The 12,310-nt window shown below is 34.1% G+C and carries 13 protein-coding genes; 7 read left to right on the top strand and 6 right to left on the bottom strand.

The window, feature by feature from the left end:
* Nucleotides 1–41 precede the first annotated feature (41 nt).
* From BUA46_RS00090 to BUA46_RS00080, 3 genes are all read left to right on the top strand, one after another.
* Nucleotides 42–515: a heme-binding domain-containing protein gene (locus tag BUA46_RS00090; RefSeq protein WP_019387143.1), complete on the top strand. Its 474-nt coding sequence runs from the start codon at nucleotides 42–44 to the stop codon at nucleotides 513–515.
* Nucleotides 516–538: 23 nt separating this feature from the next.
* Nucleotides 539–1,777, top strand: coding sequence for a glycosyltransferase (locus BUA46_RS00085; RefSeq protein ID WP_019387144.1), 1,239 nt, complete (start codon nucleotides 539–541; stop codon nucleotides 1,775–1,777).
* 66 nt (nucleotides 1,778–1,843) lie between these two features.
* A complete protein-coding gene (locus BUA46_RS00080) occupies nucleotides 1,844–2,641 on the top strand; it encodes an FkbM family methyltransferase (RefSeq protein WP_019387145.1) in 798 nt (265 codons plus the stop codon).
* On the opposite strand, the gene BUA46_RS00075 is transcribed toward BUA46_RS00080, so the two are convergent.
* Complete coding sequence (locus tag BUA46_RS00075) at nucleotides 2,631–3,308, bottom strand: SIR2 family NAD-dependent protein deacylase (RefSeq protein ID WP_019387146.1); 678 nt, start codon at nucleotides 3,306–3,308, stop codon at nucleotides 2,631–2,633. The two genes, BUA46_RS00080 and BUA46_RS00075, sit on opposite strands and share 11 nt — an antisense overlap.
* A 96-nt stretch (nucleotides 3,309–3,404) precedes the next feature.
* Here BUA46_RS00075 and BUA46_RS00070 point away from each other — a divergent pair, with 96 nt between their 5' ends.
* From BUA46_RS00070 to BUA46_RS00060, 3 genes are read left to right on the top strand one after another with little or no spacing between them, the layout of a single operon-like run.
* A complete protein-coding gene (locus BUA46_RS00070; protein ID WP_019387147.1) occupies nucleotides 3,405–4,061 on the top strand; it encodes a TrmH family RNA methyltransferase in 657 nt (218 codons plus the stop codon).
* Between the two features lie 39 nt (nucleotides 4,062–4,100).
* On the top strand, nucleotides 4,101–4,628 hold the full coding sequence (locus tag BUA46_RS00065; protein ID WP_019387148.1) for an SRPBCC family protein: 528 nt from the start codon (nucleotides 4,101–4,103) through the stop codon (nucleotides 4,626–4,628).
* A gap of 13 nt (nucleotides 4,629–4,641) precedes the next feature.
* The gene (locus BUA46_RS00060; protein WP_019387149.1) at nucleotides 4,642–5,016 is read left to right on the top strand and encodes a VOC family protein; all 375 of its coding nucleotides are present in this window, start codon (nucleotides 4,642–4,644) and stop codon (nucleotides 5,014–5,016) included.
* A 31-nt stretch (nucleotides 5,017–5,047) separates the two neighbouring features.
* Here BUA46_RS00060 and BUA46_RS00055 read toward each other — a convergent pair whose 3' ends face one another.
* From BUA46_RS00055 to BUA46_RS00040, 4 genes are all read right to left on the bottom strand, one after another.
* Nucleotides 5,048–5,824, bottom strand: coding sequence for a carboxypeptidase-like regulatory domain-containing protein (locus BUA46_RS00055; RefSeq protein WP_019387150.1), 777 nt, complete (start codon nucleotides 5,822–5,824; stop codon nucleotides 5,048–5,050).
* Nucleotides 5,825–5,925: 101 nt separating this feature from the next.
* Nucleotides 5,926–7,734, bottom strand: coding sequence for a DEAD/DEAH box helicase (locus tag BUA46_RS00050; RefSeq protein ID WP_019387151.1), 1,809 nt, complete (start codon nucleotides 7,732–7,734; stop codon nucleotides 5,926–5,928).
* A gap of 554 nt (nucleotides 7,735–8,288) precedes the next feature.
* On the bottom strand, nucleotides 8,289–9,521 hold the full coding sequence (locus tag BUA46_RS00045; protein ID WP_019387152.1) for a M48 family metallopeptidase: 1,233 nt from the start codon (nucleotides 9,519–9,521) through the stop codon (nucleotides 8,289–8,291).
* 6 nt (nucleotides 9,522–9,527) lie between these two features.
* The gene (locus BUA46_RS00040; RefSeq protein ID WP_019387153.1) at nucleotides 9,528–10,322 is read right to left on the bottom strand and encodes a TrmH family RNA methyltransferase; all 795 of its coding nucleotides are present in this window, start codon (nucleotides 10,320–10,322) and stop codon (nucleotides 9,528–9,530) included.
* An 84-nt stretch (nucleotides 10,323–10,406) separates the two neighbouring features.
* Here BUA46_RS00040 and BUA46_RS00035 point away from each other — a divergent pair, with 84 nt between their 5' ends.
* Nucleotides 10,407–11,204: a DUF6503 family protein gene (locus BUA46_RS00035; protein WP_019387154.1), complete on the top strand. Its 798-nt coding sequence runs from the start codon at nucleotides 10,407–10,409 to the stop codon at nucleotides 11,202–11,204.
* On the opposite strand, the gene BUA46_RS00030 is transcribed toward BUA46_RS00035, so the two are convergent.
* Nucleotides 11,205–12,272 carry a DUF3810 domain-containing protein gene (locus BUA46_RS00030; RefSeq protein WP_019387155.1) on the bottom strand — a complete coding sequence of 356 codons (1,068 nt, stop codon included), beginning with the start codon at nucleotides 12,270–12,272 and terminating at the stop codon, nucleotides 11,205–11,207.
* Between the last annotated feature and the right edge of the window lie 38 nt (nucleotides 12,273–12,310).

Here is a 12,310-nt window from a genome sequence, read left to right as displayed (position 1 = left end):
TCAAAAGGATTTCTTATTTTTAGTTTTTAAATTTACTTAAAATGCAAATAATAAAAAAAGTACTTTGGCTATTACTCATTGCTTTGGTGATTGCACAATTTTTCGGTCCAGAAAAAAACCAAGGTGATATGGCTTCAATTGACGCATTTATGGTTGAAACAAAACCGCCCGAAGATGTGAAAATGATTTTAAAGGAAGCGTGTTTTGATTGTCATAGCGATGTAACGCGGTACCCTTGGTATAACAATATTACACCTGTAAATTATTGGTTAGCAGACCATATTAAGCATGGAAAAAAACATTTTAACGTGTCTAATTGGGAAGGGAATTCTGTAAAAAGAAAAGACCATAAATTTGAAGAACTTATTGAAATGGTTGAAAAAAAAGAAATGCCTTTAAATTCTTATACTTGGACTCATACCGAAGCGAAACTTACCGATGCACAAATAAAAACTGTAGTAGATTGGGCTAAATTAGTGCGACTTAAATACAGTTTAGAACCCAAGCCTGAATAGAATTTTAATAATCTAACCATTTCATGCGTAAGCATCTTTTAATAATTGGTTTTGTATGGCCTGAGCCAAAAAGTTCTGCGGCTGGCAGTAGGATGTTGCAGCTCATAGAGGCTTTTCAATTAGATGATTATAAGATTACCTTTGCAAGTCCTTGTGCGAAAAGTGATAATGCTTTTGATTTAGAAAGTATTAATGTGACTCCAAGTTCTATTGAGCTAAATAATTCCTCCTTTGATACGTTTGTAAAAAACTTAAATCCCGATGTGGTGTTATTCGACCGTTTTATGATGGAAGAACAATTTGGTTGGCGTGTATCAGAACAATGTCCGAATGCCTTAAGAGTTTTAGATACTGAAGATTTACATAGTTTGAGAAAGGGTAGGCAGCAAGCTTTTAAAGATGAAAAAACCTTTGATGATTCTTACCTGTTTAGTGATATCGCTAAGCGCGAAATTGCTAGTATTTACAGATGTGATTTGAGTCTGATGATTTCTAAAGCTGAAATGGATATTTTAAAACAACAATTTAAAGTTGATGAATCTTTGCTTTTGTATTCACCGTTTATGCTTGAACCGATTTCAAAAAGCCATTCTGAAAATTTACCAAAATATGATTTTAGAAACCATTTTATAACTATTGGGAACTTTTTGCACGAGCCAAATTATAACGCAGTACTTTATTTAAAAGAAACCATTTGGCCATTAATTAGAGCGAAATTACCGCAGGCAGAACTACATGTATATGGTGCTTATGCATCGCAAAAAGTAAATCAATTACATAATGAAAAGGAAGGTTTTTTAATAAAAGGCTTTGCCGAAAATGTTGATAGTGTTATGAAAAATACCAAAGTCTGTTTAGTACCGGTAAGATTTGGTGCTGGTTTAAAAGGCAAGATTGTAGATGCCATGAAAAACGGAACTCCTGTCGTAACCACAAGTATTGGAGCTGAAGGCATGTATGGAAATTTAGAGCCTAATGCATTTATTGAGGATAATCCTGAAGCCTTTGCCATAAAATCGGTTCAATTATTTGAAGATGAAAATTCATGGCGTGCATTTCAAGCCAATGGTTTTAATGTGATTAATAATCGGTTTGATAAGAACAAGCATCAGAAAATATTATTGAATAAAATTTCAAAAATAGCGAGTCAACTTAAGCAACATAGAATGAACAATTTCACAGGGCAAATGCTTCAGCATCATGCTTTGCAAAGCACCAAATTTATGAGCAAATGGATTGAAGAAAAACATAAAAACGAATAACTATCATCATTTGATTATGTTATAAATTCGATTTACTTTCGTTACTAACATACTTTATCAAGAATAATGTTAAAAAAGCTTTACAATTCAATTAAAAAAAAGTACCGAAAAATAAGGGTATATACTCAGCCACATCCACTTTATAGTACTTTAGATAGAGTTAAACTTTCAAAAATAGAACGCGGAAATCCTAAAAAAGGATTTGTGAAATTGAATTTAAACGGATTAGGTCACGACATAAAAATCCGTAAAAATTTTATTGATAAAGAAGTGGTGGGTTACGTATTTGCAGATCAATATCATTTGCCACCAAAAGAAGTTTCGTTACCTGAAAACCCTGTTATTTTAGATTTAGGAAGTAATATAGGGTTGACTATTGTGCACCTCAAACAGGTTTATCCGCGAGCAACTATTTATGCTTATGAAATGAATACTGATAATTACTGGTTAGCAAAATATAACACTAAAAGTTATAATGATGTTCATGTACATAATCAAGCCATTTGGATAGAGAATACTACGGTTGGCTACAACCCGAGTTCAGATTTTGATGCTTATTCTTTAAAAGAAAAAGCTGATGGCGACAATAGTATCAAAATAAAAAGTACAACCATTTCAACGATTATAGAAACGTATAATTTAACTAAAATCGATTTCATAAAAATGGATATCGAAGGTGCTGAAGAAGATATCTTAAAAACCGAAGATTTATCCTGGTTAAAAATTGTCAATGCGTTAAATATAGAAATGCATCTTGACGAAAACGAAAGTGTAGAACCCTATCTCAAGATTTTAGAAAAGCATGGGTTTAAAGCTTGGAAAGACACTAAGCACTGGTCTAGTATCATGGCAGTTAGAAATTAAAAGAGCTTACAAACATTTTCATGCCTACCGTGGCTCTTTCTGCAATTACAGTTAAGTTTTCTTTGCTTTCAATATTTGGCTTAGGGTCAATAAAATAGGTTGGTGTCTGTTGTGGTACGTAATGCATTAAACCGGCAGCAGGATATACTTGCATTGAGGTTCCAATAATTAATAATTTATCGGCTGTGGCACAAATATCCATGGCTTTTTCAATCATCGGAACATCTTCTCCAAACCAAACAATATGCGGTCTTAATTGATGGCCTTTTGGACACAAATCGCCTAGGCATAAATCGTTGGTCCATTGTTGTATATCAGATTTATCATAAGTACTTCTTACTTTTAAAAGTTCGCCATGTAAATGAATCACATTAGAACTTCCTGCTCGCTCATGTAAATCGTCTATATTTTGTGTGATGATAGTAACCTTAAAATGTTTTTCTAAATCGGCTAAATCAAAATGTGCAGGGTTAGGTTCTACTTCTAATAACTGCCGTCTTCGTTGGTTATAAAAATCTAAAACCAATTCCGGATTAGCATGAAAACCTTCAGGTGTTGCCACTTCCATAACATCATGTCCTTCCCATAAACCATCGGCATCTCTAAATGTTTTAATACCACTTTCGGCACTCATACCAGCTCCAGTAAGTACAACAAGATGTTTCATTATTTTACATTATGCAATTAAAAGTGAAAACTATTCAAAGATACTAAGTATTCATTATTTCTCATAGGGACGAAAAACTTTCTTTATTTTTGAATAATGATTGATTTAAAACTCTTAGAACATTTAGAATCTTATCTCACTGCCTCTAGAAAACGACGATTTGATGCTGTTTTATCACAACGCACAAAGCACTTTACTGTGGCTACTGAAGATGTATATCAGCTTCATAATACAAGCGCTGTCATAAGAAGTTGCGATGTGTTTGGTATACAAGAAGTGAATATTATAGAAGAACGAAACACTAAGCGCATTGATAAAGAAATTGCCATGGGTGCACAAAAATGGGTGGATTTAAATCGGTATCAAACGGTACGTGAATGTATCTCAGATTTAAGAGCAAAAGGTTATCAAATAGTTGCGACAACGCCGCATGCCCATGATTGTGAATTGCATGATTTTGATGTTACCAAAAAATCTTGTTTTTTCTTTGGAAGAGAAACTGAAGGGTTATCGCAAGAAGTACTGAATATGGCAGATTGCTATTTAAAAATTCCCATGGTAGGTTTTACTGAAAGCTTAAACATATCAGTTTCTGCAGCTATCATATTACAACAAGTTTCTACTAAATTAAGGCAAACCGATATCAATTGGCATTTAACAGAAGAGGAATTAAATGAAAAGCGCTTAGATTGGTGTAAAAAAACCATCAAAAGTTATGATGAAATTGTTGAACGCTACTATAATCCCGAATAAAATTAGTACATTTAAAAGTCTAATTAATAAGAAGTTATCATGAATATTCTACTCTATATTTTAATTGCATTAGTCATAATAACAGTGATTCTTGCTTTAGTAGCTCCAAAGACTTATGAAGTAAATAGAAGTATCGATATCAACAAATCGCTTCCTGAAGTATTTAAATATTTAAAATCTATAAAAAACCAAAATGATTGGTCGCCATGGAAAAAGAAAGACCCTAATATGAACCAAGAATTTATTGGAACAGATGGTGAGGTAGGTTTTTTGTCAAAATGGGAAGGCAACAAAGATGTAGGTACTGGTGAACAGGAAATACTGCGTATTGTTGAAAATGAAGTTATCGAATCGCGATTACGCTTTTTTAAACCATGGAAATCACAGTCAGATGCCTATTTAAAAGTTGAAGATGCAGGCAATAATAATACCAAAGTAACTTGGGGATTTTCAGGTAAAAACCCAATTCCATTTAACATTTTTATGATGTTTTTTAATATGGATAAAACCGTTGGAAAGGATTTTGAAGAAGGATTAGCAAGTTTAAAAATTATTTTAGAAAAATAAATTATACGTAGAGATGAAACGAAATATGGTAGGTTGGTTTGAAATTCCAGTAAGCGATATGGATAGAGCCAAAGCATTTTACGAAACAGTTTTTAAAGTTCAAATTGAAATTCATGATTTTGGAGGCATGCTCATGGGATGGTTTCCTTTTTCAGAAGGGAAAGAAGGTGCTGCAGGAACGTTAATAAAACAAGAAACTTATGTGCCAAGTAAAGAAGGGACACTTGTTTATTTTATGAGTGATGACGTGCAAGTGGAATTGGATAGGATAGAAAGTGCTGGGGGCAAAATATATCAACCTAAAACTCAAATATCTCCAGAGTACGGTTATATGGGCGTTTTTATTGATACTGAAGGTAACCGAGTGGCTTTGCATTCAAACAAATAAAAAAAGGAATCATTTACGATTCCTTTTTTACTTATATTTTTCTACTTCGGCCTCGACTCAGGAGTTTATATTCTTCATAACAGCCACTAATAGCATCGAGTATCTGAAGGTCGTTTGCAGTTTGTATAAAACTTTTGGAGTAATTACACTGACTTACAATTTCATCTAAATCAACACGATCAACTTGCAGTAAAACGGTTAGCATTTCACGATCAAAACGAGACGCCAGTAAGTTTCTAATCTCATCATCTTCCTTCATCTTTTTAAGCTTACGCAGTTCATTTGGCTTTTTACCAAACATACGGTGTAAAAAATCTGCAGGATTAAAAATAGAACCAATCACATTGGTTAACCCCGATTTTTTGCTCGCTTCATAACCTGTGCCTTCTAGCCCAGAAATACTATAACGATAATTGGTATTAATATCAGGTACTTGTTTAATGTCAACTTCTAAATACCCTGTTAGTTTTAGTTGGTTAATAACCACTTCTTCTAAGGCAAGAGCCAATTCTGTTAATTCAATGTTGGAACTTCCAAACTTTAACCAGTCGTTAGTTACTCTAACTCTAATAGATTTAAAACCTAAATAAGAAAAGTGAAGGGTATCATTAACTTGGGCCTTAATTTGAAACTCTCCCTTTTTATTGGTAGTCGTTCCCACAACTTGGTTTAGGTTAACAATATTTACATTCTCTAAAACCGATTTATCGGCAGAATTTAAAACAACACCCAAAACTTTGTCGGTTTCTTGAGATAATCCAACTGCAGAGCATAATAAAAAAAGACAAAGATAAACGTACTGTTTCATGAAATAATTAACGCTAATTAAGTTATAAAAGTACTAAAGAAAACTTTAGAACAGGTATTATGCCAGTTTTTTGACTTAAAATTAACAAAAATGCTTACAATTTATCGTCTAGAGCGTCTTGGTCTAGAGCTTGCAAAATCACTAGAATTAGAACGTCTAGGTTTCGAGCTACCTTCACTTTTGCGTCTGTCGCTTCGGTTTCCAGATCCGCTTTTTCTATCGTCGCGTCTTCCGCCGCCACCGCGTTTATCGTCACGTCGTTTTCCGCCACCTTTTCTGTCGCGTCTTCCACCACCGCCACGGTTCTCGGAAACTTCGACATTTACAAAACGTCCTTCGTGTTTAAAGTCGGTAAAATGCGCTAAAACTTTCTCTTTTAATTCGTTTTCAGTGTTAAAAAACGAGAAACTATCTTTAGTTTCGACTTTAAAAACATCATCTCTACCAAGCCCTAATTGCTCTTTTAAAAAGTCTTTCAACTTCATCCAATCAAAACCATCTTTTCCACCAACATTAATAAAGTAACGTGTAGAATCTTTTCCGCCTCTACTAAAATCGCGTCCGCCCTCTCTATCGCTAGAGCTTTCAGCAACATTTAAGTCTTTCGATTTTTGGTAATAATTATAGAAACGTGTAAACTCAACCGAGAAGAATTTTTTAATCAATTCATCTTTATCAGTATCAGCAAATAACTCGTTAATGCTCGCTAAATGCTTATCTATTTCGTGGTTTATTTCGGTGTTGTGAATTTTATTGGCAAGCGACATTAATTGCACCTCGCAAATTTCAGAACCATCAGGAATTTCCTTTTTCTCAAATTGCTGGTTTATAATACGCTCTATACTTTTTATTTTACGCACCTCACTTTTAGAAACAATCACCATAGAAACCCCAGTTTTACCTGCACGCCCTGTTCTTCCAGAACGGTGAGTATAGGTTTCAATCTCGTCAGGTAATTGGTAGTTTATAACGTGTGTAATATCGTCAACGTCAATACCACGTGCAGCCACATCGGTAGCCACAAGCATTTGTATTTGTTGATTTCTAAACGATTTCATTACCAAATCACGTTGGTTTTGGCTCAAATCGCCATGTAATGCGCCAGCGCTATAACCATCCTCAATTAAGTTTTCAGCAACTTTTTGAGTATCACGTTTTGTTCTACAAAAAATTACCGAAAAGATATCCGGATTAGCATCCGATAGACGTTTCAACGCTTGGTAGCGGTCTCTTGCATTCACTAAATAGTATTCATGCGATACGTTACTTGTACTTTCATTTTTCTTTCCAACCGTAATTTCTTCAGGGTCATACATGAATTTTTTAGCAATAGTTGCCACCTCACGAGGCATCGTTGCCGAAAATAACCAGGTATTTTTATCCTCTGGGGTATGCGATAAAATATCAGTAATATCCTCTTTAAAGCCCATGTTTAACATCTCATCGGCCTCATCTAAAACCGAATATTGGATTTTAGAAATATCAACCAATCTACGGTTAATCATATCTTTCATACGTCCCGGAGTCGCCACAATAATTTGGGCACCACGTTTAATCTCGCGCGCTTGGTCTGTAATACTAGATCCGCCGTAAACCGCAACCACGTTAAGGCCTTTACAATATTTACCATACAATTTCATCTCGTTGGTAATTTGTAAACAAAGCTCTCTGGTAGGCGATAAAATTAACCCTTGTGTAGTTCTGCTATCTACATCAATTTTTTGTAGCATTGGAAAACCAAAAGCAGCGGTTTTACCGGTACCTGTTTGGGCTAATGCTACCAAATCGGTTTCAGAATTTAATAAAATAGGGATGGCTTTTTCTTGTACTTCACTAGGTTTTGTAAACCCTAAATCTGTAATAGCTTGTAATAGGTCGTCATTAAGACCTAAATCTTTGAATGTGTTCATTCTTGTTTTATGTATGCGATTTAATTATGTAGTGTTACATAAAGAAGCGAATCGACATACTTAACCTAAACTTCCAGTAACACATCCTCTCTCTGAGGAATTTAAACTCGTCTTGAGTTTCAAGCGGCAAAGATACATTATTATTTGGATTGTCATTCCTTCATAGACAGGAATCTCATCATAAGGTGCTTAATTTAAATTATTTGGGCGTTCCCCTCCTTAGGTCGGGTCTGGCTTTACGCTATATCTTTTTTGCTTTTATTGGCAAAAAAGGATGCCGCTGCAATCCCTAACGCGGGCATCTGCCAACGTCATTGCGAAGGAGGTACGGCTGTGCTAATCGGTTTTAAGCTTTTTTGTATGATTTTGAAGTTTCGTTTAACCCCTGCGGATATGACAACGTTTTAATGTTTTATATCCGAAGTTAAACGAAGGTAGACGAAAGTATTTACAAAATCAAGTTTAGCTTTGTGATTTAGCGCCTTGGCCAGAAATAATTCTTTAGCTTGCTTTCCTGAAAAAGCACTCGGAACTGGGTGTGCCTCATAAAAACGTTATTTCCTCAAATTCCCAATACGTTCCAAAAGCGTAGGATGCGAGTAATGCATAAACACGTAAGCAGGATGCGGTGTTAAATTACTCAAACTGTTTTTAGAAAGCTTTTTAAGCGCCGTAATTAAGGGTTCCCCTTTATAGGTGTTTTTAGCATAATCGTCGGCTTGATATTCAAATTTTCTAGAAAACAGATTCATTATCAAGCCTGTAATTTCAGAAATAGGTGAGTACAGGAGTCCAAAAGCAATCAACCCAATATGAAAACTAGGAATTTTAACACCCAAAGCTTGCGATAATAACGGATTAGAAATAAACAACGACAATATATAAAGCGTCAATCCTGTGAGTAATATCGAAGCAATTAAATTAAAAATGATGTGCTTCTTTTTGTAATGTCCAACCTCGTGCGCTAATACCGCAACAATTTCTTCATCGTCTAAATCGTTAATCAAAGTATCGTAAAGCGTTACACGTTTTTCACTTCCAAAACCAGAAAAATAAGCATTGGCTTTGGTACTTCGTTTTGAGCCATCAATCACAAAAATCTTATCTAATTTAAAACCTACGGTTTTTGCGTATGCCGATATTTTATCGCGTAAAGTACCCGCTTCTAAAGGCGTTTGTTTATTAAACAAAGGCACAATCAATTTAGAATAAAACATATTCATAAACACGGTAAAAACAGTTACTAATCCCCAAGCATATAGCCAAAAGTGTTTTCCTGTAACTTGATAAAACCAGATAATTAATGCCAAAATACCACCGCCAACAAGGGCCATCATCAACCAGCCTTTTATCTTATCTAAAACAAAAGTTTTTAAAGTTGTTTTGTTAAATCCGAATTTTTCTTCAATAACAAAAGTGCTGTAATAGGAAAATGGCGTAGTGATAATATCGCTACCAATCATAATTATACCAAAGAAAATTAATGCAATAACAATCGAATTATCGCTGTAAGTTCTTGCGATGTTATCTACAAACTCAAATCCATCAAACCATAAAAAGCCTAACGTTAAAAGTACAGAAAATGTTGAGGTTGTCAAGCCAAATCTGTATTTCGTGGCTTTATATTGTTGCGACTTTTTATATTCGGTCTCGTCATAAACATCTTGTATAGCTTCTGGTAGTTTATCATTAAAATGCTTTGCATTTAATGCGTCTAGTATTTTATCAATTATAAAATTGATAATGATTATAGCAATGATGATATAAAAAAGTGTGGTTGATGTCATGAAATATTATTTGAAATTTCGTTGTCTTTTGGCCTCAAAAATAAGAATTCCTGCTGCTACTGACACATTCATGGAATCAATTTCACCTTGCATAGGAATAATAATATTTTGAGCTGAGTTTTCTAGCCATTCTTCACTCAAACCAGTAGCTTCTGTACCAACAACAATGGCAGTTGAGGTTGTGAAATCTTGAGTATGATAGTTTACCGAAGCTTGTAACGCCGCACAATAAATACTGATGCTATTTTGATTCAGAAAATTTATAATCTCACTTGTGCTTCCAACGGCAATTTGATTGGTAAAGACACAACCCACACTCGAACGAATAATGTTGGGATTGTATAAATCGGTTTTAGGATTCGCAATAATTACCGCATCAACATGAGCAGCATCAGCAGTTCGTAGAATGGCACCAATATTTCCGGGTTTTTCTGGCGCTTCAGCAACTAAAATTAGTGGGTTTTTACGCTCTAGTTTTAAATTGTCTAAACTATTGGGTTTAGTTTTGGCAACTGCTAAAATGCCTTCAGTAGTATCTCGATATGCTAGTTTTTGGTATACTTCTTTTGAAATCTCTATGATGTTAATTTCTTGATTTATGAAGTCGTTACGTTTTTCTTCTGAAAATAATTCTGGATAAAATAAAACCGTTTCTAAATCATAACCGCCTTTTATTGCCAATGAAATTTCGCGCACACCTTCAATCAAAAACTGTCCTAATTTCTTGCGTTCGCGTGACTTATCCTTTAATTGAACAAGTTGTTTTATATATGTGTTTTGTGAACTGGTAATTGTTTTCATAAGAATCAAACAAAAGTAATTGTTTTTTATGTAATTATGCGTTGATAAGGTCGACAAACCCCAAAATCATACAAAAACATATTCATGAAAAAATTAATTCTTTTAGTACTAACAATTTCAGTAATTGCCTGTAAAAATAAAACAACAACTACGGTTGATTATTCCGAAGAAACTCTAGATATAACCACAAGTATTTACCCAGAAAACATCACTAAAGTATTCGAAGCTCACGGAGGCTTAGATAAATGGAACACCATGAAGTCGCTAGAATTTACGATGCCAAAACCCGATGGTAATGAGGTAACAACAACCAACTTGAAAAATAGAAAATCTTTAATAGAAATGCCACATCACTCTATTGGTTATGATGGTGAACATGTTTGGTTAAAAAATAAAGATACCACTACGTACACACTTTACGGAGGTAATCCAAGATTTTATTACAACCTGATGTTTTATTTTTATGCCATGCCTTTTATATTAGCCGATGATGGTATTATCTATGAAGATGCTGAGCCTCTCGTTTTTGAAGGGCAATCTTATCCTGGTATTAAAATTTCTTATGAAAACGGAATAGGGGAATCATCAGAAGACGAATACATACTGTATTACAACTCAGAAACTTATAAAATGGAATGGTTAGGCTATACCGTAACATTCTTCTCTCAAGAAAAGGCTAAGGAATTTCATTTTAGACGCTACAGCAATTGGCAAAATGTAAATGGATTATTATTACCAGAGACGATGGTGCGTTATAACTATGAAAATAATTTACCGACCACTGTACATAGCGAAAATGTATTTACCAACGTAAATCTTTCAACGGAAAAACCAGAACCAGAAATTTTTGAAGCGCCGGCAGGTGCAACAATTGTTGATTAATTACAGAGGTTCGTTTTCAAAATAATTAACAATAAGGGCTACAACATAATTGTAGCTTTGCATGCCTTTACTTTGTTTATTGGCTTTTAAAAAATTACTATAAAAAATCTTAAAAAGGGGTTCGGCAGGATTTTCATGGGCTTCCCAAAAATCTCGAACCTCTTTATAGTTTTTTAAAATGCCTTCATTTACATTTAAAACAACGTCTTCATATAAAGCTTCGTCGCGCCTGTAAATTTCATTCAAACAAAACCGTAATGCAAAGGTGTAACCAGCGTATTTAAAGTAAATATTATCATTGTTTGTAGTTGCCATAAAACCAATAAAATTCGCTTCATTTTCAGCAGCATAACCCAACTGATGCGCAATTTCATGTGCCGAAGTGGTTGGGAATTTAAAAACTGGAATTAGACCATCCACTTGAGCTTCGTTAGTTAATGGATTTAAATAACCACTAAAACCCATGTAAGTTAAAGGATAGCTGTATAGCGATTTTTTTAAACTTTTTGGGTGGTATTCTAAGTGCTGGAATCGTTGCATTAAATTTTCATATCCCGAAGGTGTCATTTTAAAAATTTCAGATTTAGTTAATGGAATATCAACTTTAAGAGTATCATTTTCTGAAATTTCAGAATGTAAACTGTTTGATTTTTCAATAAGTAATTCGGTGACTTTTACTAATTGCTCGGTGGTATAATCTTGTTCTAAATTTAAACTTTTATGCAGCGGTAAGCGATGATAATTGAGGCCCCAAAACAAATGAAAAGCACCAAAGAGTATAGCAAAAGCAGCAAAAACATCTATAAACCAGTACTTCGTGTCTTTAAGTAACCGTTTTCGGTTTTTATAAAACCACCTTATCGCATAAATACTACCAAAAGTATAGATCAAATCACCAAAAGAAAAAGGCATCCAACCTAAGGTATATCTTAAAAATTTGGAAATAATAGGATACAAGCCATTGCTGTAATACTGTTCCACAAAATCAGGATAATTTGATATTAGCTTAATTACCAAATACTGCGGAATTATAGAAAGCGCAATTAATTTTTTTTTATTTTTTAGCATCATTCAAAAATAGGAAATAGTTTATGAATGCTAATATG

The organism is Algibacter luteus, from assembly GCF_900141715.1.
In the GTDB taxonomy this organism is placed as follows: domain Bacteria; phylum Bacteroidota; class Bacteroidia; order Flavobacteriales; family Flavobacteriaceae; genus Arenitalea; species Arenitalea lutea.
Note: the sequence above shows the minus strand (reverse complement) of the source record. Positions and strands in the feature narration are given on the sequence as shown.

Coding starts and splice junctions, on each gene's coding strand:
- BUA46_RS00090 (WP_019387143.1), top strand. CDS start 42: ATGCAAATAATAAAAAAAGTACTTTGGCTATTACTCATTGCTTTGGTG.
- BUA46_RS00085 (WP_019387144.1), top strand. CDS start 539: ATGCGTAAGCATCTTTTAATAATTGGTTTTGTATGGCCTGAGCCAAAA.
- BUA46_RS00080 (WP_019387145.1), top strand. CDS start 1,844: ATGTTAAAAAAGCTTTACAATTCAATTAAAAAAAAGTACCGAAAAATA.
- BUA46_RS00075 (WP_019387146.1), bottom strand. CDS start 3,308: ATGAAACATCTTGTTGTACTTACTGGAGCTGGTATGAGTGCCGAAAGT.
- BUA46_RS00070 (WP_019387147.1), top strand. CDS start 3,405: ATGATTGATTTAAAACTCTTAGAACATTTAGAATCTTATCTCACTGCC.
- BUA46_RS00065 (WP_019387148.1), top strand. CDS start 4,101: ATGAATATTCTACTCTATATTTTAATTGCATTAGTCATAATAACAGTG.
- BUA46_RS00060 (WP_019387149.1), top strand. CDS start 4,642: ATGAAACGAAATATGGTAGGTTGGTTTGAAATTCCAGTAAGCGATATG.
- BUA46_RS00055 (WP_019387150.1), bottom strand. CDS start 5,824: ATGAAACAGTACGTTTATCTTTGTCTTTTTTTATTATGCTCTGCAGTT.
- BUA46_RS00050 (WP_019387151.1), bottom strand. CDS start 7,734: ATGAACACATTCAAAGATTTAGGTCTTAATGACGACCTATTACAAGCT.
- BUA46_RS00045 (WP_019387152.1), bottom strand. CDS start 9,521: ATGACATCAACCACACTTTTTTATATCATCATTGCTATAATCATTATC.
- BUA46_RS00040 (WP_019387153.1), bottom strand. CDS start 10,322: ATGAAAACAATTACCAGTTCACAAAACACATATATAAAACAACTTGTT.
- BUA46_RS00035 (WP_019387154.1), top strand. CDS start 10,407: ATGAAAAAATTAATTCTTTTAGTACTAACAATTTCAGTAATTGCCTGT.
- BUA46_RS00030 (WP_019387155.1), bottom strand. CDS start 12,272: ATGCTAAAAAATAAAAAAAAATTAATTGCGCTTTCTATAATTCCGCAG.